Source organism: Streptosporangium sp. NPDC051023, assembly GCF_040689595.1.
Taxonomy (GTDB): domain Bacteria; phylum Actinomycetota; class Actinomycetes; order Streptosporangiales; family Streptosporangiaceae; genus Streptosporangium.
Map to the genome: position 1 here is coordinate 1 of NZ_JBFBCE010000119.1, position 24,629 is coordinate 24,629.

The window sequence follows — 24,629 nt, forward strand, 5'->3', positions numbered from 1 at the left end:
GCCGGATCACCGGGGGGTGATCCGGCCCGTTCTCATATGTCAGGGCGCCCTCGCCCGCCGGATTTCGTGCCGGGCACGCGAAAAGCGGCGCCGGGTGGGGATGATGACCCGGCGCCGCTTGTCTAGAGGGGTGTGACCCGGTGTGTCAGCGGCCGTTCACGGAGAAGGCGTAGAAGGTCTTGCTGTTCTTGCCCTGAATGAACCGGTTGTTGTAGCCGTTGCCCCAGAAGACCGTGCCGTTGACGATCGCGGGTCCGGCGTTCGAGGAGCCCTCGCCCAGGTAGTCCCAGAGGATGCGGCCGGTGGCGCCGTCGAGGGCGTACATGTGGCCGCTCATGGAGCCGGCGTACATGACCCCGTTGGCGGTCGTGACCGCGCCCATGGTCTCGGCGTTCGACGGGTCGGCGATCTGCCAGAGGATCTTGCCGGTCTTGGCGTCGAGGGCGGCGAAGATGCCGTTCGTCGTGGTCTGCCCGTTGGGCAGGGTGTAGGGGACGTGGCTGGTGTTGGCGTTGCTGACGTAGAAGCGCTTGCCGTCGGTGGCGCTGCCCCACTCGATGCCGCCGTGCACGCCGCCGGGGCCGACCTGTGTCTTCCAGACGGTCTCACCGGTACGGGCGTCCAGCAGCCAGTAGGCCCCGCTCTTCTGCCCGGCGCCCACGACCAGGCGCGGGAGGCCGTGCTTGCCGGGGATGGTCAGCAGGTGGCCGCCCTCGGCGAAGTCGTAGTCGCCGCCGTGGTTGGGCGGGCAGTTCTGGTGCGGGAAGTTCGGCTCGCAGGCCACCGTCCAGGCGTCGAACACGATGTCGCCCGCCTGCCACTTGATGTCGCCGGTGCGCAGGTCGAAGGCGAGGAGCTGGTCGACGTGGTTGTCCGGCGGCTGGCACTCGGAGGCGGGCTTGCCCGCGCTCTGGCAGTCGCTCACGGTCTTCGGCACCGACAGGTTCTGCCCGGTGCCGACGACGACCGTGCGGTTGATCGGGTTGATCATCGGGCTGGTGCTCCACACACCGCCGCCGCTGAAGCCGCCGATCTGGCCGCCGTTCTCGGGAACGGTGTACTTCTTCCACAGGACGTTGCCGGTGGCCGCGTCGATCGCGGACAGGCTGCCGCGGAAGGTGCAGCAGAGGTAGCCGGGCAGGCCCGCGACGGCCGCCTCCTTGGAGGAGACACCCTGGTAGAGGACGCCGTTGTAGAGCGTGGGGGAACCGGTGACCACAGCTGCGAAGTGCTCGTCCAGCGTGGTCTTCCACACCAGGTCGCCGGTGTTGGCGTCAATGGCGAGCAGGTGCGCGCCCTGGCCGCCCTGCGGGCCGTTCTGGTCGCCGACGTAGATCCGGCCGCCGACCACCGTCGGGCTCGCCCGCACGATGCCGCCCGCGATGCCGTTCCAGTCCGACACCTTGCGCGACCAGATCTCCTGGCCCGTCTTGGCGTCGAGCTTGGAGAAGTAGCCGCCCCAGTCGGGGATGTAGACCGCGCCGTCGACCACGGCGGGAATCGCGGAGGTGTCGCCGTGCGTGGTGTAGGTCCACTTGACGGCGAGCTTGTCGGCGTTCGACGGGCTGATCTTGCGCTCGAAGGGGTTGGACTTCGAGTTGAGGGTGTCGTGCCCGCCCATCGCCCAGTCGGCGGGCGAGGGGAGGTTCGGGAAGGTCAGCGCCTGGGACGGCGTCTGCGTCCGGCTCTGGGCCTGCGCCCCGGGCACCAGGCCGCCCATCGCCAGCAGAAGTGCGCTCACCCCGACGGTGGCGCGTGTCAGCATCTTGCCGGGCAGCTTCACGAGGAGACCTCCTGTCGGCCGACCGCCACGCCCGCGTCCGCGGGGGTGGCGTACTCGGGGTTGAACTTTCCGATCTGGCGCAGCAGGGTCAGCTCGTCGCGAGCGCCCCAGTGCTCTACGGCCTTGCCGTTCTCAATGCGGTAGAAGTGCAGGTGCTGCACCTTGACCTCGGCACCGGTCGGCTCGATGCCCATGAAGTCACCGGTGTGCTTGCCGCTGAAGGTCACCCGGCAGGCGAACTTGTCGCCCTCCGAGATGAAGTCGTCAACCTGCCACGTGGCCTCGGAGAAGGCGTTGCGCATGTAGCGGGCGGTCGACAGGTAGCCCTCGGGGCCGCCCGCGACGCCCGGGGACGCCTCGTGGTCGATGAAGTCGGGGGCGATGAACTGCTGGGCCGCCTCCTCGTCGAGCTCACCGAACACCCTGGCGATGCCGATGGCGACCTCGATGATCTCCTGCGTGGCCGTCGGGGGCGCCTCCGCCAGAGGGGCCAACATCTTGTAAACCTCGTCCGGCATGGTTTGCCTTTCTCAACAAATGTGCGAGGTGCCGTGGATTAGTAGCCGAGCCCGGAGCCGCCGCTGATGGGCAGCAGCGCGCCGGTGATGAAGCTGGCCTCGTCGCTGGCCAGGAAGCGCACCGCGGGGGCGACCTCCTCAGGCCTGCCCGAACGGCGCAGTGCGGTGATGCTGTGCAGGTAGGAGCGGTGCTGCTCGGAGAGCCCCGCCACCATGTCGGTCTCGATGAGGCCCGGCATCACCACGTTCACGGTGATCTTCCTGGAGCCCAGCTCCCAGGCGAGGGAGCGGGCGAAGCCGGCCAGGGCGGCCTTGGACGCCGAGTAGTTGGTCACGCCGGGCGACCCCCAGAAGGCGGTGGTCGAGCCGACGAGGATGATCCGTCCCCAGCGGGCCTTGACCATGTCCGTCACCGCGCACCGCGCGGCCCGCACCGTGCCCATCAGGTTGGTGTCGATGACGTCGGCGAAGTCCTTCTCCGACATGGCCAAAAACAGGTTGTCCCTGGTGGTCCCGGCGTTGGCGACCAGGACCTGGACCGCGCCCTGCTGGGCCTTGACCTCTTCGAAGGCCGCCTCGACGGACGCCGTGTCGGTCACGTCGCACCGCACGCCGAACAGCCCCTCCGGGGGCTCTCCCGACCGGTAGGTGACGGCGACCTTGTCGCCCGCCTCCTCGAACGCCCGCGCGATGGCGAGGCCGATGCCCTTGTTGCCTCCCGTGACCAGGACGGAACGGCTCACTGAGCCCACACTCCCAACTGCTCGTCCAGAGCCTTGATTGCCGTTTGCGCGTCGGTGAAGTGGATGGCACGCCAGCCCGCCGCCTCTGCTCCCTCGCAGTTCTTCGCGAGGTCGTCGATGAACAGGGACTGCGCGGCGGGGATGCCGGACCGCTCGACCGCGAGGTCGAAGATCTCCCTGGCCGGCTTGCGGTGGCCGACCTCGAAGGAGAGCACGACGTCGTCGAAGAGGCCGACCGGGTCGACCATGCGGCGCCAGTGCGCGTCCCAGGCCGGGACCATGTTGGACAGCAGCCCGACGAACAGCCCCTCGGCCCGCACCTCCCGCAGCCGGTCGGCCCACGCCTGGTTGACCTCCCGGCCGTCGAACCAGGCGTCGGCGAGCGTCGTCAGGTGCAGGTCGATGCCGTGGTCGGTGCGCAGCAGCTCCCCGATCTGGGCGAGCCACTCCTGCTCGGTGACCAGGGGCGTGTCGATGGGCAGCATGATGTCGTCGGTGCCGTACGACGCCGTGACCTTGAGGATCGCGTCGATCAGCGGCTCCTGACGGATGCCCTGGTTCTCACAGAAGACGGCCAGAGTGTGGCTGATGGGCGGCGTCAGCACGCCGCCGAAGTCGGTCCACACGGCCAGGACGGGTTGGGTCATCGGGGCACCATCACCATCGTCGACTCGGCGATCGTGATCGCCTCCTGAATGAAAGCGACGTTCACCGTGACGGCGCCGTCGCCTGTTTCCGTGCGGGTCGCCGCGGCCAGCACCGGCTGGTCGAGCTCCGCGAACCGCCCGAAGGATCCCGAGACCGTGGCGGGCCAGGCGTCGGCGCCGTCGATCGCGACGATGGCGAGCTGGCGGGCCGCCTCGGTGAGGGTCATGGCGGGCAGGTGGTCGTAGTCGTGGTCGAAAATCGCGCGGTTGCCGAATCTCGGGGTCACCCTGGCGGTCACGGAGGAGGGACCGCGCTCGACCTGCGAGATCACCACGTTCATCGGGCTCACCCTGCCGACCAGGTACGGCTCGGCCTGCCGGGGGTCGGGCACGTCCTCAAGGTCCCCGGTGAGGGGGGCGGGGGTTCCGCGGAGCACGTTGCGCAGCGCCTCGTGCTCGGTGTGCGTGACGATCTGCACTTCCATGATGTGCGTGCCCGCGTGAACGCCGTCGATGGAGAGGTCCTGGCGGACCGCGCCCTTGCGCACCTTGCCCGCCCTGACCCGGAGGGTCTCGAAGCGGTTGTCGATCCGCAGCTCCCCGGGCCTGCGCCCGGCCCGCAGCACGGACGGGTCGGGAAGGTCCAGCGAGAAGGTGTTCACCATCATCGTGGTCTCCGGCGGGAGCCCCAGAAGATGGGCGCCCGCGATACCGGCCTGCCTGCCCGCCTCCAGGATGAGCAGCGGGTCGAACAGGGACGGCCTCGCCACGTGGTCGCTGTAGTAGCCGTGGCTGAGCGGCAACTGGGCCGCGGCCAGGAAACGGGACTCCCCCGCCGGGACCAGGTCGGTCACGAAGACCTCCGCGACGGAGGCCCGGTGGACCAGCCCGCGCTCGACCGTACGCCGGAAGCTGAGCTCCTCGAACAGGACCAGATCCTCGGCAGTCCCGGTGTTGACCGTCATCCGTACCTCCACAAAATGCCGGAATAAGTCGGGCATCACTGTGACACGACGCGATGAAATTAAAATAAAAGTGACATAAAAATGTATCCTCCTACCACTTTCGATCCGTCTCCTTGCCCGCTATATCCGCCCGCTATTAATGTCGGTTGTCAGCGGTGACCCGCATTCTCGAAAGGAATCCATAATGACTCTGGACGTTCTGCAGGAAAAGATCCGCGGCATCATCTCGCAGGAGCTCGAATTGGAGGACGGCGAGCTCACCGCGGAGGGTCATTTCATCGACGAGTACGACGCCGACTCCCTTTCGCTCATCACGATCCTCGCCCGGATCGAGAAGGAGCTCGGGATCGTGGTGCCGCAGGACGAGCTGCCGAACATGCCCAACCTTCAGGGCGTCTTCGACGTCGTGGGCACCATCAACAGCCGGGAGTCCCAGGGTGTCTGAACGCCGCCGGGTGGTCATCACCGGCCTCGGGGCGGTGAGCAGCATCGGCATCGGGGTCGAGAACTTCATCGAGGGCATCCGCGAGGGGCGCAACGGCGTCTCTCCGATCGCCAGCTTCGACGCGGGCAACTTCCCCTACACCACGGCCGGTGAGGTTCACGACTTCGAGCCCGAGGCGATCCTGGAACGGCTCGACGTCGAGCGCTGGGGGCGCAGCAGCCTGTTCTCCGCGGCTGCCGCGCGGCTGGCCGTACAGGACTCGAAGCTGGACCCCGAGCTGCTGTCCGCCTCGCGGGCCGGCTCGATCATGGGAACCACGGCCGGCGAGGCGCAGGTCCTGCAGGCCGCGGTCGAGCAGTGGGTGGCGAACGGGCTGGACAACGTCGACGGGCGGCTCGCCGCGATGACGCCGGTCAGCCAGATCGCCAACTCCGTCAACCACGAGCTGCAGCTCACCGGTGACGCCCAGACCATCCCCACGGCGTGCTCGGCGAGCAACATGGCGCTGGGCTACGCCTACGACCTGGTGCGCACCGGCGAGGCCGACTTCATGCTGGCCGGAGGGGCGGACGCGGTCAACCGCGCCTGCCACGCCGGCTTCTACCGGCTCGGCGCACTGGCCGAGGACCTCTCCCGGCCGTTCGACCTCAACCGCTCCGGCATCCTCACCGGTGAGGGGGGCGCGGTCCTGCTCCTTGAGCCGCTGGACCACGCGGTCGCGCGGGGCGCCACGATCTACGCCGAGGTGCTCGGCTACGGCGTCAACTGCGACGCCCGGCACATGGTCAACCCGGACGCGCCGAGCATCGCCGAGTGCATCCGCATCGCCCACCGCTACGCGGGTGTCAAGGCTGAGCAGATCGACTACATCTGCGCGCACGGCACCGGCACGCCGACCAACGACTACACCGAGGTCAGCGCGGTTCGCGAGGTGTTCGGCGAGCGGATCCCGCCGATCAGCTCGATCAAGTCGATGATCGGGCACACGATGGGCGCGGCGAGCGCCTTCGGTGCCATCGTCTGCGGCAAGGCTCTGGAGGACGGCTTTCTGCCGCCGACCGCGAACCTGGAGAAGCTCGACCCGGCGCTGGGCGACGGGCTCGACGTGGTACCGGGCAAGGCACGTCCGGCCACGCTGAACATCGTGCAGAACCAGGGTCTCGCATTCGGCGGGAACAACGTCGTTACGATCTTCGGGAGGGTGGCGTGACGACAACCGTCGCCGTCAAGCCTTTGACGATCACGGCCTGCGGGGTCGTCTCTCCCGCGGGCCTGGGCCTGGACGCGCTGGAGAGCGCCCTGCGCTCCGGCGTGGACGCCTACACCGCGCCGCAGAGCGGGTTCGAGGACGTGACGGACAGCTATCCGCCGCGCCCGGCCTGGGCCGTTCCCGACCTCAAGGTCGCCGAGCACCTGGGCCGTAAGGGCCTGCGTCACATCGACCGGTTCACCATGCTCGGCCTGATCGCCTGCAAGCTGGCGTTCGACGAGTCCGGCACGGTACTCAGCGACGAGGACCGCGCCGAGACCGGCGTCGTCATGGCGACCAACACCGGCAGCCTGGTCAGCATGCTTGAGGTCGGGCGCGACACCCTGCTGCAGGAGAAGCCCTACCTCGTCAACCCGGCGAGGTTCCCCAACGTCGTCACCAACGCCTGCACCGGCCAGATCGCGATCCGCAACTCCCTCACCGGGGTGAACGTGGTCGTGTCCGGCGGGCAGGCGGCCGGGCTCGCCGCGGTGCGCTTCGCCCGCACCACGATCGGCGACCAGCGCTCCCGCAGGCTCCTCGTCGGAGGCATCGAGGAGCTGTCCGAGGTGGCGGCCTGGGGCTGGCACAAGTCCGGCGCGCTGCACGAGAACGCGCCGGTCGGCGAGGGCTCCGCGGTCTTCCTCGTCGAGGACGGCGAGGCCGCTTCCGCGGCGGGCAGGACGGGACTCGCCGACCTGCTCGCCTGTGAGGTCGGCTACTACGGGGCCAGGGACGCGGCGGGCCGCGCCGAGGGTCTGCGTTCCTGCGTCGAGCGGGCTCTGGACCGCAGCGGGGTCTCCCCCGGCGAGGTCGACGTCGTCTCGCTCGGGGCGACGAACCACCGCGGTCTCGACGACCTCGAGGAGCAGGCGCTCCAGGAGGTGCTCGACCGCCCCGTCCCGAAGATTCGTGTCTCCGAGGTCCTGGGCGAGCTGTACAGCGCGAGCGTTCCCCTGCAGGTCGCGGCGATTCTGGCGCTGTGGCGCGGCGAGCCCGCCGAGCACGCGCGGGTCGCGCTGGTGACCTCCATCGGCGGTGACGGCAACGCGGGCTGCCTGGTGGTGCGCGAATGCCGATGAACGAGGGGTGCGTCGGCAAGGTCTACGGGCCGACCGCGCCGTACGAGGTCGGAAGGGAGAAGATCCGGGAGTTCGCCGCCGCCGTCAGGGAAGGCAACGCCGCCTGCTGGGACACAGAGGCGGCGCGGGCTCTCGGATACCCGGACGTCATCGCCCCGCCGAGCTTTCCCATGGTGCTGACCCTGGAGGCCGAGCACGACGCCGTGCACGACCCCGAGCTGGGCGCGGCGAACCAGAACCGCTTCGTCCACCGCGAGCAGCGGTTCGCCTACAGCAGGCCGATCCACGCGGGAGACGTCCTCACCGTGACGGTACGGCTGGCGGGCATCGACTCGGTCGGCGACAACGACGTCGTCACCTACGAGAGCACGCTGACCGCGACCGGCGGGGAGCACGTGTGCACCGCGAGGTCGACGTTCGTGATCTTCGGTCAGGAAGGGAGGGGGGACGCCTCATGACGGTCGAGACGGCCTCCCGGCCGCGCTACGAGGAGATCGAGCCCGGCTTCCGGCTGCCGGGCCGTGCCTTCAAGGTCGAGCGCAAGGACCTCGTCAGGTACGGCGGAGCGGCCTGCGACTACAACACCATCCACTGGGACGACCGGACGGCCGAGATGATGGGGCTGCCGAGTCCCATCGCGCACGGCATGTTCACCATGGGCCTGGCGCTCGGCGTGCTGACGGACTGGGCGGGCGACCCGGGGGCGGTGGTCGACTTCGGTGGCCGCTTCCCCCGGCTCGTCCCCGTGCCGAACGACGGTGTCGGCGTCGAGCTGGTCGTCGAGGCGACGGTGGTCGAGAAGCTGGAGGCGCCCAGGGTCCGGCTCAACGTGGCCGTGCGGTGTGGCGGGAACAAGGTGCTCACCATGCCGAGGACCATCGTGGCGCTGCGGTAGCTCCCGCCCCCTTCCCCGACGTCGTCAGGGAGGAGGCGGGGGCTCACCCGGCGGTCGCCAGGATCTCGTGGTGGAGCCGCTGCAGTTCTGCGGACGGTTCGAGACCCAGCTCCTCGTGGAGGACCTTGCGCAGGTCACGGAAGGCCAGAAGGGCCTCGCCCCGGCGTCCCGACAGGTGCAGTGCCTCGATGAGGCGGGCGTGGAACCACTCGTTGAGCAGGTTGGTCGCGACCAGGCCGCGCAGATCGGGGATGAGTTCGCGGTGCAGGCCGAGGCGCATGTCGGTCTCGACCCACAGCTCCATCGCCCTGATCCGCTTCTCCTCCAGGTGGGCGACGTGACGGGTGAGGACGGGACCGAGCGGCACATTGGTCAGCGGAGTGCCCCGCCACAGGTCGAGCGCCTCCCGCAGGTGCCGCGCGGCGTCGACCGTACGGCCGCCGGCGAGGGCGGACCCGCCGTCGGCGACCAGCCGCTGGAAGTGCCGGACGTCCACCTGATCCTCCGTCACCTTGAGCTGGTAACCGGTCGGCTCGGTGGTCAGCAGATCGGCGAGCTCCGGCTTGCCGCTCTCCTTGGCCATCATCTGGCGCAGGTGGTAGACGTGGGTGCGAATCGTCGCGACCACGGTCCGCGGCGGCGCCCCGTCCCACAGCTCCTCGGCCAGCGTGTCGATGTCGACCACCTGACCGGGCCTGAGCAACAGCAACGCGAGAAGCCTGCGGATCTTCGGTCCCCTCGGAACCCAGACCCCCTGCTCCGTCCGCAGCTCGAAAGAGCCGAGGATACAAAAGTTGATCATGTTCTCTCCCCCCCAGGGAAATGACCTGACGGAGGAGAGTCTGCATATGTCAGTGCAAATCGTGATACTGCGCTAAAGACACATGAGATGTCTCTAAAGAGGGATAGCGCCCCCGGCAAGAGCACGTCGGCAGCGCATCGGGCACTCCAGCCCGGCAAACGTGATTTTCGTCTCTCTCCGCTCCCCACGCAATCACCCTCAAGCCACCCTCAAACCGAGGAGGTCGAGGTGCCGCTGAATCCGGCCTTCGCCGGTCGGGTCTACCCGGCCACCGTTCCCTACCTGATCGGTCGCGAGAAGATCCGCGAGTTCGCCGAGGCGATCGGCGACACGCGTGACGAACCGACTGCTCCCCCGACGTTCGCCATCGCGCTCACCCTGCGCGCCGAGGTCGCGGTCGTCAGCGATCCCGAACTGGGGCTCGACCTGACGCGCCTGCTCCACCGCGAGCAGCGGTTCGACCATCGGCGCCCCATCCGGGACGGCGACGAGCTGACCGTGACGGTCACGATCAGCGAGGTGGGTCGCGTCGGCGAGACCGACATGGTCACCCTCAGCAGCGATCTGCGCACCGTGACGGGCGAGCACGTGTGCACGACCACCTCGACACTGATTGCGCAGGGCGATGACTGAACCGCGTTATGACGAGATCGCTCCGGGGACCAAGCTGCCCCGGCTGACGCATGTGATCCGCCGGGGCGACCTGGTGCGTTACGCGGGTGCGTCCGGCGACTTCAACCCCATCCACTGGAGCGAGCGCGCGGCCACCGAGGCGGGCCTGCCCACGATCATCGCGCACGGCATGCTCACCCTGGGCGTGGCCATGCGGCTGGTCAGCGAGTGGGCCGGGCGGGAGGCCGTCCTGGAGTGCGGCGGCCGGTTCGCCAGGCCCGTCGTCGTGCCGGACGACGAGGCGGGTGTTGAGCTCGTCGTCGACGGCGTGGTCGCGGAGAAACTGGACGGCTCGCGAGTGCGGGTCGATCTGACCGTCCGCTGCGGCGGTGAGAAGGTGCTGGCCCGTCCCCGCGCCGTCGTCGCGCTCACCTGACCTGTTTCGACCCGCTCTGATCAGGCGATCCGTGCTGATCAGTTCATCCAGACCAACTGAGAGGAACTCCACGATGCCGACCTTCGTGGGCGCCTATTCCTGGACCGACGTCCCCGCGCGGGGCATCGCCGTCGTCGAGGCGGGCACGGTCACGGGCACGTTCACCGACATCGTCAACCCGTTCCACCTGGCGCTCTCGCCGTCTGGGCAGACCCTGTACGTCGCGAGCAACGCGCCGGAGGGACGGGTGTTCGCGCTGAGGGTCGGGGACGACGGCTCGCTGACCCCGCTGAACGACCAGTCGGCCGAGGGCGCCGGGACGATTCACGTCCTCGTCCACTCCGGTCATCTTTATGCGACAAATCATGACTCGGGGGAGGTGGTGGTCTTCCCGATCAACCCCGACGAGAGCCTCGGCCCGGTCGCGCAGTCGGTCAAGCACCTCGGCGCCGGGCCCGACGCGCTGAGCCAGCTCGGCCCGCACCCGCACATGACGATCCCCGACCCGACGGGCACGCGCGTGCTCGTGCCGGACAAGGGCAACGACCAGCTCTACGTCTACCGTCTTGAGGAAGGGCTGCTGGTTCCGCACAGCCAGGTGCACCTCGGCGCGGGCACCGGGCCGCGCCAGCTGGTGTTCAACCCCGACGGCAGGCACCTCTACGTCGTCAACGAGCTGGTCTCCTCGATCACCGTCTGCGGCTACGACCCGTCGACGGGCGCCCTGTGGACGGTAGGCACCGCTCCCACCCTTCCCGAGGGCGCGGACGGCTGGAACGCCCCCTCCGGGATCGCCCTGTCCGCCGACGGACGGTTCGTCTACGTCGCCAACCGCGGCCACGAGAGCCTTACCGTGCTCCGGGTGGCGAAGGACGGCGCGCACCTCGAGCCGGTGGACACGCTCAGGCTCTCTGAGGAGCCGCTCAGCACGATGCCGTGGGACCTGGTCCCGGACCCCTCGGGCACCCTGCTGCACCTCGCCAACCAGACGGCGGGCACGGTGGTCGCGTTCACCGTCGACCCCGAGACCGGCCTGCTCTCGCCGAGTGACACCCCGGCGGTCGAGGTGCAGGGCGCGGCCTGCCTGCTCCTGCGCTGACCCGGGCCGCCGTCTCTTCGACGCGACCCCGCTCACCACGAAGGCACCGGACCAGCCTGGTCCGGTGCCTTCGCACATCCGAGGGTCGTGAAACGCCGCGGGGCCGTAAAGCGTCCGGGGCTTGACCTCCTCCCCTCCCCGAGGGGAGGGGATTCCTGCGGTCGCCCGCAGGGTTTCCTGTTTCACCGCCGACCGCCCGCCCGAAAAGAATCTTTCGTTGAGGTCTTACACCGGCTCCGCAGGCGTTTCACCTCTCCGCCGGCCCGGCGGCGAGGGTGGAGCCGATCGTGCGAGTGGCGGCTTGGTTATCGCCGCCACCGAACACATTACCGAATCCTGCGGCGTCGTGCCGCGCTTCCTCCCGGCCCTGAAGGACCGGGTCTCCACGCTTAAGGAGTTTCGATGAAGCCGCCCGGCGGTTCGTCACCTGGGTGGATCGGAACCGCCGGGCGGCCTGTCAGTCGTCTACGTAGCCGCCGAACCGCCGGGCGGTCTCCGCCTCCTGCGCGATGCGCCTGATCGAGGAGACCACGGCGTCGCCGATCGCGGTCCAGATCACCACGGCCTCGGCCATGCTGTCGAGGTCGGGCCTTCCCATGATCGCGGCGATCTCCAGCTCGGCCAGGTGCCCGACCGTGTCGGCGTACTCCCCCAACAACGAGAAGTAGTCGTCCTGCCGCAGACGGTGCATGGTGGCCAGCGCCTCGGTCAGGGTCAGCCTGGCCGGGTTGCGCGGGCCGACCCGCCAGCCCCGCTTGGCGATGAGCTCGTCCACCTGGCGGGTCGCCTCCGCCCAGGCCTCGTCCTCGACGTGCTCGCGGCGGGTGGTCAGGGCGTACTGCGCCTTGCCCAGCGCGCCGAGGCTGTTCATCTGCGAGTCCATGAGGGTGAGGACGTCGCGGGCCGCGGCGATGCTCAGCCCGCCGACCTCGACCAGCGCCCTGGCCAGCTTCAGCCTGCGCAGATGGATCTCCTCGTACTGCGCCTGGTTGGGACTGGTCCGCTCACCCGGTGGCAGCAGCCCTTCCCGCATGTAGTACTTGATCGTCGGGATCGGCACCCCGCTACGACGGCTCAGCTCCGCGATTCGCATACTTCTCCTCCTCTCCCCCTGGAACGTCCTCCGCGATCGGGGGGAACGGCCTTACCCGGAACGAATCGATTCAGGATAGACAGCGAACTCTCCGTTAGACACTTCCAACGGTCCCGGAGGGCTGAATTTCCTGGATCGGAGCGAGGGGGGCAGGGTGCCGTGAAGGGGTCAGCAGGGCGGCGAGGGCACCGAGGGCGAGGATGGCCGTGCCCGCCCACAGCGCGGGCCGCAGGCCGGAGACGAACGCCTCCGCCCCGGTGTAGCCGCCCGTCGCGGCGAAGAGGCCCGACAGTACGGCGATGCCCATGACCACGCCGACCTGCCGCATCGCGTTGTTGACCCCCGAGGCCACGCCCTCCTCCTCGGTGGAGACGAAGTCCAGCGTCTGGCGGGCGCTGAGCGCGAAGAACAGCCCCATGCCCAGCCCGGCGACTACCATCCCGGGCAGCAGCACGAGGTAGGGGACCTCGGTTGAGACGACGAACGCGAACCAGGCCAGCGCCCCGCCCTGCAGGATCGAGCCGATCACCATGAGCCGTTTGATCCCGAGCCGCTCACCGAACATGCCGGCGAGCGGGGCGACAAGGACGGGCATCATCGTCCACGGCAGCGTGCGCAACCCGGCGCCCGCGGGCGAGAAGTTCAGGACGTGCTGCAGGAACTGCGTCAGCAGGAAGACCGCGCCGAACATGCCGCCCTGGACGAGCAGCGCGACCAGGTTGGAGAGGGTGAACCCCCTGCTGCGGAACAGCCTGGGCGGGACGACCGGGTTGGGGACCCTGCGCTCCCAGAACACGAACCAGACCAGCAGCCCCGCTCCGGCCACGACAGGAACGATCACCTGCGGGCTCCCCCAGCCGAGGGTGGTGCTGCGCACCATGCCGTAGACGACGCCGAGCAGCCCGAGCGTGACGAGGAGAGTGCCCCGGACGTCGAGACGGCTGTAGGGGCCGTGGCTCTCCCGTAGGAAGCGGAATGCCAGCGGGACCAGGATCAGGCCGATGGGGACGTTGATCCAGAACACCCAGTGCCAGTCGCCGAGCTCGACGATCGCGCCGCCGATCCACGGGCCGATGGCGATGGCCAGCCCGCTCATGCCGCTGAGACCGGCGATCGACATGCCCCTGCGCTCGGGGGGGACGGACTGGACCACGAGGGTCAGCGCCAGAGGGAAGATCACCGAGGCTCCCACGCCCTGGACGGCACGCGCCAGGACGAGGAACTCCGCAGACGTGGCCAGGGCCGCGGCGGCCGAGGCCAGGGTGAACAGGGTGACTCCGCCGATGAAGACCCTGCGCCGCCCGAAGCGGTCACCGAGGATCGCGGCGGTGAGCAGGAAGATCGCGTATGTCAGTGTGTAGGCGTTCACCGTCCACTCGAGGCTCTCGAGTGACGCGTTGAAGCGGTCACGAATAGTTGGCAACGCGGTGGTGACGACGAGGTTGTCCATCGACGCCATGAAGGCCGCAACCCCGGTGATCAGGAACGTGGGTAGGCCGCCGCCTCGCACATTCACAAGACGCCTCCATTCAAGGACCTTGCGAAGACTCGTACAGATAGTAGATATTATCACTATCGGGTTTGTATCGATAGTAGTGATATCCACTATCCACTGGCGTCCAATGGGAGGGGACTGATGTTCTCCGCACTTGGCAGGTTCGCCGCGAGACGCCGACTATGGGTCGTCATCGGCACCCTGATCTTCACGGTCGTGGCCGGCGGCTGGGGGTCGGGCGTGCTGAGCAGCCTCGGCGGCGGCGCGGGCTTCGATGACCCCGGAAGCGAGTCGGTGCACGCGGACGAGATCGTCGCGGGCCCCCTCGGTCGGTACGCGAACGACATCGTGGCGCTCTACGAGAGCCCGGACAAGACGGTCGACGACCCCGCCTTCTCCGGCCCCCTCCAGAGCGCCCTGGCGGCGGTGCCGCGCGACAACATCGTGCGTCTCGAGTCCTACTGGACGACGAAGTCGCCGGACTTCGTCTCCAAGGACAAGCACTCGACCTACGTCACGATCCAGCTCAACTCGAGCGTCGACCAGCAGCGCGTGCTGCAACTGCGCGCGATCCAGGACAAGCTCAAGGTGAGCGGCCTGACGGTCCGCTTCGGCGGACTGACCTCGATGACCGACCAGGTGAACCGGCAGACGCTGCGCGACCTGCTGTTCGCCGAGTCGCTGTCCATCCCGCTCCTGCTGATCCTGCTGGTGCTCATCTTCCGCAGCTTCATCGCGGCCGCGCTGCCGCTGCTCATCGGGTTCACCGCGGCGTTCGGCTCGTTCGCGGTACTGCGCTTCGTCACCCTCTTCACCGACATCTCGACGTTCGCGATCCAGGTGGTCAGCATCCTTGGCCTCGGCCTGGCCATCGACTACGCGCTGCTCATGGTCAACCGCTTTCGTGAGGAGATGCGCAACGGCCACTCGGTTGACGAGGCGGTGCGGCGCACCATGGTCACCTCGGGCCGCACCATCGCGTTCTCCGGCCTGATCGTCGCCATGTCCTTCGCCGGACTCACGGTCTTCCCGTCCAGGTTCCTGCTCTCGATGGGTTACGCGGGCGCGGGTGTCACGCTGCTGGCCGTACTGGCCACGCTCACCGTGCTGCCCGCCGTGCTGCGCTACGCGGGCCCCCGGGTGAACTCCCGCAAGGAGCGCCTCGGCAAGGCCTCGACCGTTCCGGTCACGGAGGGCCGCTGGTACCGCCTGACGCACGCCGTCATGCGGCGCCCGCTGGCCGTCACCGCCGTCATCGTCGTGGTGCTGGTCGGTCTCGGCCTGCCCTTCCTCGGCGTCAACTGGGCGCGCCCCGGCGACTGGGTGCTGCCCGCGCAGGCCGACGCCCGCCTGGTGACCCAGAAGCTCGCCGCCGACTACTCCCACGACCCCGCCAAGCTGGTGACCTCCGTCGTCGAGGGCAAGGCGGACACCGCCGCCCTCGAGGCGTACGCCCGCAGGCTGGACGCGGTCGCCGGAGTCGACAGCGCGCGGGTGACCGGCACCGCGACCGACCAGGCCAGGCTCTCCCTCGGCTACTCGAGCGACCCGATGTCGCGGGACGCCCGCCGGATGGTCGAGGAGCTGCGCGCGGTCCAGACCCCGCCCGGCACGAAGGCCTCCTTCACCGGCATGCCGGCCTCACGGGTCGACATCGTCGACATGGTCATCTCCCGGATGCCGTGGATGGCGCTGTTCGTCGCCGTGGTCTCGTTCGTGGTGCTTTTCCTGGCCTTCGGCTCCGTGGTGCTGCCGCTGAAGTCGATCCTGCTCAACCTGCTGTCGCTCTCCGCCTCCTTCGGCGCCATCAAGCTGATCTTCCAGGACGGCTGGCTCTCCGGGCTGCTCGGCTTCGTGCCGGTCGGCGCGATCGACGTCAACTTCCCCGTGCTGATCGTGGCCATCGCCTTCGGTCTCGCGATGGACTACGAGGTCTTCCTCCTGTCGCGGATCCGCGAGGAGATGGCGCGCACCGGCGACCCGGTCGAGTCGATCGCCGTCGGCGTCCAGCACACGGCGAGGATCATCACCAGCGCCGCCCTGCTGCTCGCCGTCGTGGTCGGCGGCTTCGTGATCTCCGGCATCACCTTCATGAAGATGGCCGGAGTCGGCCTGCTCATCGCGGTCGTCGTGGACGTGACCATCGTCCGCGGACTGCTCGTCCCCGCGACGATGCGCCTGCTCGGCTCGGCCGCGTGGTGGGCACCCGCTCCGCTCAAGCGGGTGTGGGACAGGTACGGCCTGCGCGAGACGAGTGACGCGGGCGAGCCCGGCGACATCGTGACCCCCAGACCGGCAGGAGTGTGACCCCATGACCATGGAATATCGCGTGCTTGGCCGTACCGGCCTGAAGGTGAGCAAGATCTGCCTGGGGGCCATGATGTTCGGCTCCTGGGGCACCTCCGACCAGGGCGACGTCTCCAAGATCATCGGAACGGCGCTCGACGCGGGCGTGAACTTCATCGACACCTCGGACAACTACTCCGGGGGCGAGTCGGAGCAGCTCGTCGGCAAGGCCCTGGCGGACGCGGGCGTGCGGGACAGGGTCGTGCTCGCCACGAAGTGCCACATGCCCATGGGCGAGGACCCGAACTCGCGCGGCAACTCCCGGCGGTGGATCTTCCAGGAGGTCGAGAACAGCCTGCGCCGTCTCGGCACCGACTGGATCGACCTCTACCAGATCCACCGCCCCGACCTCACCACCGACATCGACGAGACCCTCGGCGCGCTGACCGACCTGGTCCGCGCCGGGAAGATCCGCTACTTCGGCACCTCGACGTTCCCGGCCCACCTGCTCGTCGAGGCGCACTGGACCTCCCAGGTGCGCGCCCGGGAGCGCTTCGTCTGCGAGCAGGCGCCGTACTCACTGCTGGTGCGCGGGGTCGAGGCCGACGTTCTACCGGTGTGTGAGAAGCTCGGAACCGGAGTGATCACCTGGAGCCCGCTGGCGGGAGGTTGGCTGAGCGGGACCTACCGCAAGGACAAGGAGCAGCCATTCACCATCCGCAGCTTCGTGCTTCCCGAGCGGTACGACATGGCTCTCACCGAGAACCAGCGCAAGCTGGAGGCGGTCGAGGCGTTCGCCGAGCTGGCCGAAAAGACAGGAATCACCCTGATCGAGCTGTCGCTCGCCTTCGTACTCCAGCACCCCGCCGTAACCTCGGTGATCATCGGTCCCCGTACCGCCGAGCATCTGGCGAGCCAGCTGACCTCGGCTTCGGTGACGCTGGACGCGGAAGTGCTCGACGAAATCGACCGCATCGTTCCGCCCGGAGTCACGCTGAACCCGCACGACGCCGGCTGGCGGCATCCGGCCCTGGAAGAGCAGGCCAGACGACGTCGTTGAAAATTCATAAACTACGAGTCGGCTGTAAGGAGATATAGTACAAGCGCACGATCTCCCAGCCTTGGCGGCCGTCGGCAATTAAAATATGAGCCCGCCTATATGTTTGCCGACGGCCGCACTCGACGCCAACACGAACGGTGATAGTCTGAATACAAGTCATCCAACTTGTTTTAGACATGTCATTAACGTTGCACCGCATACGCCTTGCCTAGATAATGGTGGCAGCGGGACCGGCTACGCTGGCGTTCGGGGGAACAAATCCAGCAATGCATTCAAGTTCGCTTACTTCATTGCGACCAGACCAGCCGTAGCGGAGCGGTCCGATCAAGCTCGAAGTTCGTCCATTGAAATGCACGGGGATGACGATGCAAGGGACCAGTATCGGCGCACTTCTCACACCTCACCAACGATTCACGTTAAACACTTCAGCAATACTCGAAGCTTACGAAGGCCGGCTGCGGGCACTGTCCAGCCCGCTGGTCAGGAGTCCCGAGACCTGGGAGGAATGCCGACTACAGGCCGAACTACTGCTGGCCGAGTGCTCAGAGAGCCTCAAACCCGGTGGAAGGCGAGGCCATCCGCAGTTCACCGAATTGCCCGCGCACGCCACCAGCCATGTTGACCCGCTGGAGGCCGCGCTCGGCTGGTCCGAGTTGTTCGACGCGACGTGTGACCACCTGCCCGCCGTCCTGAACGGCCACCCGGACGAGGCGGAGCTACAGAAGGCGTTTCTGACGGCCCTCAACCGGGGCATCCTGGCGCTCAGCCAGATCCTGGCCGCGAAGCAGGACGCCATGGCCCTCGACCGCATCCACGAGATGCAGATCGACGATCGTCAGCGCCTGGCGCGGGAGATCCACGACTGGGTCGGCAGCGGCGTCAGCATGGCTCTCCTCCACCTGGACCTGTTCGAGAGCCAGCGACCGGCCGACGGCATGGAATCAGAGATCGGGAACATCCGGCAAGCGCTCTTCGAGATCTCTCAGGGCGCGAGAAGGTTGGTCTCCGGGCTGCGCTGGCGCGTGCCCGAGCCTCCTCTCGAGGTGGCCCTGAAGGAGTTCGCCCGCGACGCCGCACCGCCGGGCACCGCCGTGGACATCGCCGTCCACGGAGACGAGCGGTTGCTGTCCGAGCACTACAAGAGCGAGATCTTCGCGGTACTCCGTGAAGGCATGCGCAACGCCTTCGCCCACTCCAAAGCACGCAACGTGGTCACCCGTGTGGACATCGTCTCAGGAGACCTTCTCGCGACGGTCGACGACGATGGCACGGGGCTCGTTCTTGCAGGCAAGGAGAACAGCGCCGGACTCTCCTCCATGAGGGAACGCGTCGAACTACTCCACGGGGTCTTCCACCTCGCCAGCCGCCTGTCCGCCGGCACGCGGCTCCGGATCTGGGTCCCACTTCCAGGAGCGTTGTCATGCCGGAATCAAACGATCGCATCCGGATCGTCGTCGCCGACGACCACACATTATTCAGAGACGCCCTCTGCCAGGTTCTGAGGGCCGAGGACGACTTCCACGTGGTGGGGGACGCCTCGGACGGACCGGCCGTGATCTCCCTCACCGCCCGCGCCAAACCGGACATCGTGCTGCTCGACGTGGAGATGCCCAACCATCATCCGGCGCGAACCCTGCCCCGACTCCTGGAGGTGTCGCCGGCCCCCAAAGTGATCATCCTGAGCATGCACGACGACCCACAGCTGGTTCAGGACCTGCTCGGCGCGGGGGCCCACGGATACCTGCACAAGGCCATCCGCAGCCAGGAACTGCTCACGGCCATCCGCAGCGTCCACGCGGGCAGCCACGGGGTCACGGTCCTGGTGTCGCAGGCGATCGCCCCGCCCCAGCGCAACGCCCCGCAGGGGGTGCTCACCGAGCGCGAGCAGGAGGTTCTGGCACTGGTGGCCAACGCCCTCAGCAACCGGCAGATCGCCGTCCAACTGGCGATCACCGAGGGAACCGTCAAACGGCATCTGCGCAACATCTTCGGCAAGCTGTCGGCGGTCTCCCGAATCGACGCGGTCAACAAGGCCATTGGATCCACGCCGAGCCACCCGCTGATCCGGTCGGTCCACGGCACACCTCCTCTTGCCAGCATGAAACAAATAATGGATCGCTGTACTATCGATACATGACTATCTATTATTGGGAGACGCCGTGACGCGAACTCTCCGTGCCCTGCTGGGCTGGCACCGCCCGCTCGTCCTGTTCAGTGCCGCGATGGCCGGCCTCGGCGTGCTCTGCGCGGTCGGCATGGTCGTCGACGGACGCATGCTCGACGGCGCCTCCGTCTGGCTCAAGCCGTTCAAGTTCGCCATGTCTTTCATGATCTACAGCCTGACACTGGCCTGGCTGCTGCCCATGCTGCACAAGACCCCGGCGCTGGCCAAGAAGATCGGGACCGTGGTCGTCTCGCTCAGCACGGTCGGGGTCGGCCTGATCGTCGTCCAGGCCGCCAGGGGCAGGCACAGCCACTTCAACATCAGCACCCCCGAGGACGCCAGCATCTTCGGGGTCATGGGGACGCTCGTGACGATGCTCGCGGTCGTCACCATCGTCATCGCCGTGCTGGCGCTCCGTCAGCAGGCCGGTGACCCGGTGACCACGGTGGCGCTGCGCTTCGGGCTGATCGTCTGCCTGCTGGGCATGATGGTGGCCTTCTTCATGGTCGCGGGCACGACCACCGACGCCGCGGGCAACCTCGTCGCGGGCGCGCACAGCGTCGGCGTCACCGACGGCGGCCCCGGCCTGCCGATCATCGGATGGAGCACCACGGGTGGCGACCTGCGCGCCCCGCACGCCGTCGGCCTGCACGCGCTGCAGGTGATGCCGTTGCTCGCGCTGCTGCTGACCGCGCTCTCCCGGCGCCTGCCCGCGCTCAGCGGTGAGCGGGTACGGCTCGGCCTGGTGTGGGTCGCCGGGATCGGGTACGCCGGACTCGTCGTGCTGCTGACCTGGCAGGCCCGCAGGGGCCAGCCGCTGATCTACCCCGACTCGCTCACCCTGAGCGCCCTCGCCGGCCTGGCCGGCGCGGTCGTCGTCGCGGCGGGGCTGGTCATCGTGTTCGGACGCAGGCAACTGCCGGTGGGCGCTCCCGCCATCAAGGAAGGCGTGTCATGACGGTCGACACGCTCTTCGCCATCACCTTCCCGCTGGTGGTGCCGTTCTGGGCATTGATGATCTTCGCGCCGACCTGGTCGGTCACCCACCGGATCAGCTCATCGCCCCTGATAGTCCTGCCGCCGCTGGCGGTCTACCTCGTGCTGGCCATCCCGCGCTTCTCCGCACTCTGGACCGTGGTCAGCACGCCCGACCTGGGACTGATCACCGCGTTCTTCGGCCGGCCGGACGGCGCGGCCATCCTGTGGGCGCACGTCATCGCGTTCGACCTGTTCATCGGCCGCTGGATGTATCTCGACTCCCGTGAGCGGCGGGTTCACCCACTGCTGATGGGGCCCGTCCTGCTGCTGACGATCCTGCTCTCCCCGGTGGGACTGCTCGTCTACATCGCGATCCGTGCCTTCGCCAGGCCCAGCGCGCCGGACACGCCGTCAGGAGTGCGCCTGCCCGCGGCCTCAGAGGCCGGGTGAGGCGGGTTCACAGGCTCCCCGGGCGGAAAGGACAGGAACGGTCGACGAAAGAGTAAGGCCCAGGTCACCAAGTGACCCGGGCCTTTTTCGCTGTGCGCCGCCAGGGACTCGAACCCCGGACCCGCTGATTAAGAGTCAGCTGCTCTAACCAACTGAGCTAGCGGCGCTTGCAACGGAGGTAACTCTAGCAGCCACGCCGACGGCGACGCACATCAGAAAGCCAGGAGTACCGAAACGGGCAGGACCCGGCGGGCGGCACCGATGGACGGCGCACCAGGTAGCGCCCAAACGGTGCACAGACGGTGCACGGAAGGCGGCGGGGAATGGGCGGCCACAGGGTTCAGGAAGCCGGGTGGTGTCCGGAAAAAGACCCGGGGCCGGACAGTCCCCCAACTGTCCGGCCCCGGCCTCCTCGCGGGCCTTGCCTTCGCCTCCCCCAAGACTCCGGCGGCTCCGCTCAGGGACGCGATCCCCCTCGCGTCCTGTATCCGGTGAAAAGTCCCTGCTATGCTCCCCCCGGGCTTCGCAGAACCCCTTGACCTGCTTCAACAGTACAGAAGCTAACGTAACGAGCACGTCATCCAAGGGTTGATTTTGGCCCTACACCCGGAAATGACCCGGTATCACCGACCGGGCTCACGGGGTCTGTCACGGGCCGGGCTCACGGTGGCCGCACCTGCGCGGCGCGGGACCGGCCGGGGCTCGCGAGGCGCCGCCGTACGGAGCCAGGGAGCGGATCACGCGGGCGGGGCGGGGCAGGTCACTCGGGCAGTTCGAGCCTGACCTCGGTGTTCTCCCGCAGTGCCCGGCTCACCGTGCAGTACTTCTCCTCGACCCGCTTGGCCACGGCACGAAAGATCCCGTCGGCCTCCTCGTCACCCTCGGGAAGCTCCACGTCGTAGGTGATGGTGATCGGACCGAGCAGCGTCGGCTCGACCTTCTCCGCCTGGACGGTCATCGCCAGGCGCACAAGACGGTGACCGCGCTGGGCGGTGAGCGGCTCGACGGTGACGATGTTGCAGCCGCCGAGCGCCGCCAGCAGCAGCTCGACAGGGGTGAAGACGCCCTGCTCGTCACCGCTGCCCATGGCGACCTCGGCTCCACGGTCGTTACGGGCCACGAACCCGTCGTCGGTCCGCTCGACGTTCACCAGCGCCATGACGCTCCTCCCGTATCCCTCCCGCTCACCCTATCCAAGCGATCGGGACGGGCGGCGCTCTAGGCGTCGGGATGTTTCGAGAGGTACTCGATGTAGAAGGGGCGGAGCGCGTCGCCCAGCTCCCCCTCCCCGGAGGCCATCGCGTCACTGAGCAGGGCCGAAACCCGGCTCAGGTCATTGGCCGTCTCGTCCTCGTTCCCGGTGGACGCCTCCGCCGCCGGAATCACCTTGAGCAGCTCCCACAGGAAGGCGAAGTCCCCGTGGCGCACGGCGTAGCGGACCGCGCGATCATGTAGTTCCTGGGCCGACAGCGCCTCTAGCTGGTCCGTTTCCAACTGACCCACCTCCTCACGCCCCTTCTGCCCCCAGATGACGGCGATCATGCATGTCCGGCGCCCCGAGGGGGCCGCCGAGCCCAGGGTGACGGCGGCACGGAGCGGACCGGTCACGCGACAGGCGCGACGGCGAGCCCCGAACTGTTTAGTGTCCAGGTATATCCGTCGCCGACGGCACGGATCTATCACTCGTCCCACCCCCATGCGAGGATGCCAAAACGTGAGAATCATCATCAAGATCCTGGCCGTGGCGGCCGCCTTGTGGGCGGCGACGCAGCTCGTGAGCGGCATCACGGTGTCCGAGACGACCACCAGCAGCAGAATCGTCACACTGATCGCGGTGGCCCTCGTCTTCGGCGTCGTCAACGCGGTGCTCAAACCGATCATCAAGGTCCTCGGCTGCGCCTTCTACGCGCTCACACTGGGGCTGTTCGCCCTGGTCGTGAACGCGGGCCTGCTCCTGCTCACGAGCTGGATCGCCGGCCAGCTCCACCTGTCGTTCCACGTGGCGGGCTTCTGGGCCGCGTTCTGGGGCGCGATCATCGTCGGCCTGGTGAGCTGGCTGCTCGACCTGATCCTCGGCGACTGACGCGCTCGCGGCCGTTCCCCGCGGGGGCGGGCCCGATGGCGGGCGGCGGCCTCCTCTGGCCCGCCGCCCGCCACGCCGGGAGGGCGAGAACGGCCGTGCGTGTCGCCAGGTGACAAATCCTGACGGTGAAATCCTCATAACACAGCGATAGGGACGTTCTGAGAGAGCCGCACCTCGTGTCCGAACCGTTACGTTGACGGCACCCCCCCACACGAGGAGAGATCCATGCTCCGCAGAAACGCCGTGGCAGCGGGCGTCACACTCGCCGCCACGTTGGTCGCCGCCCCCGCCATAGCCTTCGCGACCACCGGCGCCCCCGCCGACCCTCTCTACCCTCAGGCGAAGGCGGAGGCCGCGGCCGTCGCCAAGCCCGCTCCTGAGCTGATCTCCGCACTCACCCGCGACCTCGGCATCACCGGCGAGCAGGCCTCTGTCCGCCTGGTCAACGAGAGTGCGGCCACCAAGGTCGAGCCGGTCGTCGCCAAGCAGCTCGGCGTCGCCTACGGCGGCGCCTGGGTCACCGGCCCCACCTCGGAACTCGTGGTCGCGACCAGCGACTCCAAGCACCTCACGACCATCCTCAAGACCGGTGCCCAGGCCAAGCTGGTCAAGCACCCGCTGGCCGCGCTCGACGCCGCCCAGGCCAAGCTCAACCAGCGCGCGAAGGACGCCACGCCCACGTCGGTGCCCGCCTGGTTCGTCGATGTGCGCACCAACACCGTGGTCGTGCTGGCCAATGACGTGGCCGCCGGCCAGGCGTTCGTCGACGCCAGCGGCGCGGACAAGGCCCTCGTCAAGGTCGAGAAGTCGGACGAGCACCCCAGGACGTTCTACGACCTGCGGGGCGGCGACGCCTACTACATCGGCAGCGGCAGCCGCTGCTCGATCGGCTTCTCCGCCACCCGCGGCGGCCAGGGCGGATTCGTCTCCGCGGGTCACTGCGGCCAGACCGGCAGCACCACCAGCGGTTCCAACCGAGTCTCGCAGGGCACCTTCCAGAACTCCGTCTTCCCCGGCAGCGACTACTCCTGGATCGCGACCAACTCCAACTGGACCCCGCGCGGCGTCGTGGTCCAGAACGGCGCCACGATCCCGGTGAACGGCTCGACCGTGGCCCAGGTCGGCTCCTCGGTCTGCCGGTCCGGCTCGACCACCGGCTGGCACTGCGGCACCGTCCAGCAGCTCAACAGCAGCGTCACCTACCAGGAGGGCACCGTCAGTGAGGTGACCCGCACCAACGTCTGCGCCGAACCCGGTGACTCCGGCGGCTCGTTCATCTCCGGCGACCAGGCCCAGGGCGTCACCTCCGGCGGCACGGGCAACTGCTCCTCCGGCGGCACGACCTACTTCCAGCCGGTCAACGAGATCCTGCAGGCGAACGGCCTCACCCTGGTCACCAGCGGCAGCAACCCGAGCCCGACCCCGACCTCGACGGGGACCAACACGCCGCAGCCCGGCGGCACCTGGGCGGCGGGCACCGCCTACGCGGCGGGTGCGACGGTGACCTACGGCGGCTCGACCTACCGGTGCCTCCAGGGCCACACCGCACTGCCCGGCTGGGAGCCGCCGAACGTCCCGGCCCTCTGGCAGCGTGTCTGACGCGGGACCACCCCCTCCGGTCCTCGCGTCACGACGCGCCGGTCCCCTCGACAGCGACCTGCCCGCACGAGGAGTGGACCGATAGGGGCGGACGGTTTCCCGACAGGACCGTCCGCCCCAGAAGGGCCCGGCACCGAACGGCTGG

The 24,629-nt window shown here is 68.4% G+C and carries 26 protein-coding genes and 1 tRNA gene; 16 read left to right on the forward strand and 11 right to left on the reverse strand.

Features of this window, described 5'->3' with window-relative positions:
• Positions 1-145: 145 nt before the first annotated feature.
• The 5 genes from AB0395_RS43340 to AB0395_RS43360 are packed head-to-tail and all read right to left on the reverse strand — an operon-like array spanning position 146 to position 4,656.
• Positions 146-1,783 (reverse strand): PQQ-binding-like beta-propeller repeat protein, encoded by a 1,638-nt coding sequence (locus AB0395_RS43340; RefSeq protein WP_366292668.1) that lies wholly within the window; start codon positions 1,781-1,783, stop codon positions 146-148.
• On the reverse strand, positions 1,780-2,280 hold the full coding sequence (locus tag AB0395_RS43345) for an ester cyclase (protein WP_366292671.1): 501 nt from the start codon (positions 2,278-2,280) through the stop codon (positions 1,780-1,782). The genes AB0395_RS43340 and AB0395_RS43345 overlap by 4 nt, the downstream gene beginning before the upstream one ends.
• Positions 2,281-2,339: 59 nt before the next feature.
• Positions 2,340-3,044 carry a 3-oxoacyl-ACP reductase FabG gene (gene fabG, locus AB0395_RS43350; protein WP_366292674.1) on the reverse strand — a complete coding sequence of 235 codons (705 nt, stop codon included), beginning with the start codon at positions 3,042-3,044 and terminating at the stop codon, positions 2,340-2,342.
• Positions 3,041-3,691: an HAD family phosphatase gene (locus AB0395_RS43355; protein WP_366292677.1), complete on the reverse strand. Its 651-nt coding sequence runs from the start codon at positions 3,689-3,691 to the stop codon at positions 3,041-3,043. Before AB0395_RS43355 ends, fabG begins: the two co-directional genes overlap by 4 nt.
• Complete coding sequence (locus AB0395_RS43360; protein ID WP_366292680.1) at positions 3,688-4,656, reverse strand: AfsA-related hotdog domain-containing protein; 969 nt, start codon at positions 4,654-4,656, stop codon at positions 3,688-3,690. Before AB0395_RS43360 ends, AB0395_RS43355 begins: the two co-directional genes overlap by 4 nt.
• A gap of 184 nt (positions 4,657-4,840) precedes the next feature.
• Between AB0395_RS43360 and AB0395_RS43365 the strand changes: the two genes are divergently transcribed.
• From AB0395_RS43365 to AB0395_RS43385, 5 genes are read left to right on the forward strand one after another with little or no spacing between them, the layout of a single operon-like run.
• Positions 4,841-5,101, forward strand: a complete 261-nt coding sequence (locus AB0395_RS43365; protein WP_184719879.1) for an acyl carrier protein — start codon at positions 4,841-4,843, stop codon at positions 5,099-5,101.
• A complete protein-coding gene (locus tag AB0395_RS43370; RefSeq protein ID WP_366292684.1) occupies positions 5,094-6,311 on the forward strand; it encodes a beta-ketoacyl-[acyl-carrier-protein] synthase family protein in 1,218 nt (405 codons plus the stop codon). The genes AB0395_RS43365 and AB0395_RS43370 overlap by 8 nt, the downstream gene beginning before the upstream one ends.
• Positions 6,308-7,432, forward strand: a complete 1,125-nt coding sequence (locus AB0395_RS43375; protein WP_366292687.1) for a beta-ketoacyl synthase N-terminal-like domain-containing protein — start codon at positions 6,308-6,310, stop codon at positions 7,430-7,432. The genes AB0395_RS43370 and AB0395_RS43375 overlap by 4 nt, the downstream gene beginning before the upstream one ends.
• A complete protein-coding gene (locus tag AB0395_RS43380) occupies positions 7,423-7,890 on the forward strand; it encodes a MaoC family dehydratase N-terminal domain-containing protein (RefSeq protein WP_366292690.1) in 468 nt (155 codons plus the stop codon). The genes AB0395_RS43375 and AB0395_RS43380 overlap by 10 nt, the downstream gene beginning before the upstream one ends.
• A complete protein-coding gene (locus tag AB0395_RS43385) occupies positions 7,887-8,327 on the forward strand; it encodes a MaoC/PaaZ C-terminal domain-containing protein (protein ID WP_366292693.1) in 441 nt (146 codons plus the stop codon). Before AB0395_RS43380 ends, AB0395_RS43385 begins: the two co-directional genes overlap by 4 nt.
• 43 nt (positions 8,328-8,370) lie before the next feature.
• Here AB0395_RS43385 and AB0395_RS43390 read toward each other — a convergent pair whose 3' ends face one another.
• Complete coding sequence (locus AB0395_RS43390; RefSeq protein WP_366292695.1) at positions 8,371-9,129, reverse strand: AfsR/SARP family transcriptional regulator; 759 nt, start codon at positions 9,127-9,129, stop codon at positions 8,371-8,373.
• A 228-nt stretch (positions 9,130-9,357) separates the two neighbouring features.
• On the opposite strand from AB0395_RS43390, the gene AB0395_RS43395 reads away from it, so the two are divergent.
• From AB0395_RS43395 to AB0395_RS43405, 3 genes are all read left to right on the forward strand, one after another.
• Positions 9,358-9,762 carry a MaoC family dehydratase N-terminal domain-containing protein gene (locus AB0395_RS43395; RefSeq protein ID WP_366292698.1) on the forward strand — a complete coding sequence of 135 codons (405 nt, stop codon included), beginning with the start codon at positions 9,358-9,360 and terminating at the stop codon, positions 9,760-9,762.
• A complete protein-coding gene (locus AB0395_RS43400; protein ID WP_366292701.1) occupies positions 9,755-10,177 on the forward strand; it encodes a MaoC/PaaZ C-terminal domain-containing protein in 423 nt (140 codons plus the stop codon). The genes AB0395_RS43395 and AB0395_RS43400 overlap by 8 nt, the downstream gene beginning before the upstream one ends.
• A 73-nt stretch (positions 10,178-10,250) precedes the next feature.
• A complete protein-coding gene (locus AB0395_RS43405; protein ID WP_366292704.1) occupies positions 10,251-11,276 on the forward strand; it encodes a lactonase family protein in 1,026 nt (341 codons plus the stop codon).
• Positions 11,277-11,733: 457 nt separating this feature from the next.
• On the opposite strand, the gene AB0395_RS43410 is transcribed toward AB0395_RS43405, so the two are convergent.
• Positions 11,734-12,369, reverse strand: coding sequence for a MerR family transcriptional regulator (locus tag AB0395_RS43410; RefSeq protein WP_366292706.1), 636 nt, complete (start codon positions 12,367-12,369; stop codon positions 11,734-11,736).
• Positions 12,370-12,463: 94 nt separating this feature from the next.
• Positions 12,464-13,885, reverse strand: coding sequence for an MFS transporter (locus AB0395_RS43415; RefSeq protein ID WP_366292709.1), 1,422 nt, complete (start codon positions 13,883-13,885; stop codon positions 12,464-12,466).
• Positions 13,886-14,005: 120 nt separating this feature from the next.
• On the opposite strand from AB0395_RS43415, the gene AB0395_RS43420 reads away from it, so the two are divergent.
• The 6 genes from AB0395_RS43420 to AB0395_RS43445 all read left to right on the forward strand — a co-directional run bounded on the left by AB0395_RS43420 (position 14,006) and on the right by AB0395_RS43445 (position 20,802).
• Positions 14,006-16,171 (forward strand): MMPL family transporter, encoded by a 2,166-nt coding sequence (locus AB0395_RS43420; RefSeq protein WP_366292712.1) that lies wholly within the window; start codon positions 14,006-14,008, stop codon positions 16,169-16,171.
• Between the two features lie 4 nt (positions 16,172-16,175).
• Positions 16,176-17,210, forward strand: a complete 1,035-nt coding sequence (locus AB0395_RS43425) for an aldo/keto reductase (RefSeq protein WP_366292715.1) — start codon at positions 16,176-16,178, stop codon at positions 17,208-17,210.
• 593 nt (positions 17,211-17,803) lie between these two features.
• Positions 17,804-18,712 (forward strand): histidine kinase, encoded by a 909-nt coding sequence (locus AB0395_RS43430; RefSeq protein ID WP_366292718.1) that lies wholly within the window; start codon positions 17,804-17,806, stop codon positions 18,710-18,712.
• On the forward strand, positions 18,631-19,347 hold the full coding sequence (locus tag AB0395_RS43435) for a response regulator transcription factor (RefSeq protein ID WP_366292721.1): 717 nt from the start codon (positions 18,631-18,633) through the stop codon (positions 19,345-19,347). The genes AB0395_RS43430 and AB0395_RS43435 overlap by 82 nt, the downstream gene beginning before the upstream one ends.
• 22 nt (positions 19,348-19,369) lie before the next feature.
• Positions 19,370-20,332 (forward strand): hypothetical protein, encoded by a 963-nt coding sequence (locus tag AB0395_RS43440; RefSeq protein ID WP_366292724.1) that lies wholly within the window; start codon positions 19,370-19,372, stop codon positions 20,330-20,332.
• A complete protein-coding gene (locus AB0395_RS43445) occupies positions 20,329-20,802 on the forward strand; it encodes an ABA4-like family protein (protein ID WP_366292727.1) in 474 nt (157 codons plus the stop codon). Before AB0395_RS43440 ends, AB0395_RS43445 begins: the two co-directional genes overlap by 4 nt.
• 93 nt (positions 20,803-20,895) lie before the next feature.
• Here the strand turns inward: AB0395_RS43445 and AB0395_RS43450 are convergent.
• The 3 genes from AB0395_RS43450 to AB0395_RS43460 form a co-directional block, all read right to left on the reverse strand.
• Positions 20,896-20,969 (reverse strand) — tRNA-Lys (locus AB0395_RS43450).
• 593 nt (positions 20,970-21,562) lie between these two features.
• Positions 21,563-21,961 (reverse strand): OsmC family protein, encoded by a 399-nt coding sequence (locus AB0395_RS43455; protein WP_366292730.1) that lies wholly within the window; start codon positions 21,959-21,961, stop codon positions 21,563-21,565.
• Between the two features lie 59 nt (positions 21,962-22,020).
• The gene (locus tag AB0395_RS43460; RefSeq protein ID WP_366292733.1) at positions 22,021-22,410 is read right to left on the reverse strand and encodes a hypothetical protein; all 390 of its coding nucleotides are present in this window, start codon (positions 22,408-22,410) and stop codon (positions 22,021-22,023) included.
• Positions 22,411-22,516: 106 nt separating this feature from the next.
• On the opposite strand from AB0395_RS43460, the gene AB0395_RS43465 reads away from it, so the two are divergent.
• Both AB0395_RS43465 and AB0395_RS43470 read left to right on the forward strand, forming a co-directional pair.
• The gene (locus tag AB0395_RS43465) at positions 22,517-22,885 is read left to right on the forward strand and encodes a phage holin family protein (protein WP_366292736.1); all 369 of its coding nucleotides are present in this window, start codon (positions 22,517-22,519) and stop codon (positions 22,883-22,885) included.
• Between the two features lie 225 nt (positions 22,886-23,110).
• Positions 23,111-24,484, forward strand: coding sequence for a carbohydrate-binding protein (locus AB0395_RS43470; RefSeq protein WP_366292738.1), 1,374 nt, complete (start codon positions 23,111-23,113; stop codon positions 24,482-24,484).
• The last annotated feature ends 145 nt before the right edge of the window (positions 24,485-24,629 follow it).

What these genes read in the sequence shown, in the direction of transcription:
- AB0395_RS43345 (WP_366292671.1), bottom strand. Translation starts at nt 2,280, where the DNA reads ATGTTGGCCCCTCTGGCGGAGGCGCCCCCGACGGCCACGCAGGAGATC.
- AB0395_RS43355 (WP_366292677.1), bottom strand. Translation starts at nt 3,691, where the DNA reads ATGACCCAACCCGTCCTGGCCGTGTGGACCGACTTCGGCGGCGTGCTG.
- AB0395_RS43360 (WP_366292680.1), bottom strand. Translation starts at nt 4,656, where the DNA reads ATGACGGTCAACACCGGGACTGCCGAGGATCTGGTCCTGTTCGAGGAG.
- AB0395_RS43365 (WP_184719879.1), top strand. Translation starts at nt 4,841, where the DNA reads ATGACTCTGGACGTTCTGCAGGAAAAGATCCGCGGCATCATCTCGCAG.
- AB0395_RS43380 (WP_366292690.1), top strand. Translation starts at nt 7,423, where the DNA reads ATGCCGATGAACGAGGGGTGCGTCGGCAAGGTCTACGGGCCGACCGCG.
- AB0395_RS43385 (WP_366292693.1), top strand. Translation starts at nt 7,887, where the DNA reads ATGACGGTCGAGACGGCCTCCCGGCCGCGCTACGAGGAGATCGAGCCC.
- AB0395_RS43390 (WP_366292695.1), bottom strand. Translation starts at nt 9,129, where the DNA reads ATGATCAACTTTTGTATCCTCGGCTCTTTCGAGCTGCGGACGGAGCAG.
- AB0395_RS43400 (WP_366292701.1), top strand. Translation starts at nt 9,755, where the DNA reads ATGACTGAACCGCGTTATGACGAGATCGCTCCGGGGACCAAGCTGCCC.
- AB0395_RS43405 (WP_366292704.1), top strand. Translation starts at nt 10,251, where the DNA reads ATGCCGACCTTCGTGGGCGCCTATTCCTGGACCGACGTCCCCGCGCGG.
- AB0395_RS43410 (WP_366292706.1), bottom strand. Translation starts at nt 12,369, where the DNA reads ATGCGAATCGCGGAGCTGAGCCGTCGTAGCGGGGTGCCGATCCCGACG.
- AB0395_RS43420 (WP_366292712.1), top strand. Translation starts at nt 14,006, where the DNA reads ATGTTCTCCGCACTTGGCAGGTTCGCCGCGAGACGCCGACTATGGGTC.
- AB0395_RS43425 (WP_366292715.1), top strand. Translation starts at nt 16,176, where the DNA reads ATGACCATGGAATATCGCGTGCTTGGCCGTACCGGCCTGAAGGTGAGC.
- AB0395_RS43435 (WP_366292721.1), top strand. Translation starts at nt 18,631, where the DNA reads ATGCCGGAATCAAACGATCGCATCCGGATCGTCGTCGCCGACGACCAC.
- AB0395_RS43445 (WP_366292727.1), top strand. Translation starts at nt 20,329, where the DNA reads ATGACGGTCGACACGCTCTTCGCCATCACCTTCCCGCTGGTGGTGCCG.
- AB0395_RS43455 (WP_366292730.1), bottom strand. Translation starts at nt 21,961, where the DNA reads ATGGCGCTGGTGAACGTCGAGCGGACCGACGACGGGTTCGTGGCCCGT.
- AB0395_RS43470 (WP_366292738.1), top strand. Translation starts at nt 23,111, where the DNA reads ATGCTCCGCAGAAACGCCGTGGCAGCGGGCGTCACACTCGCCGCCACG.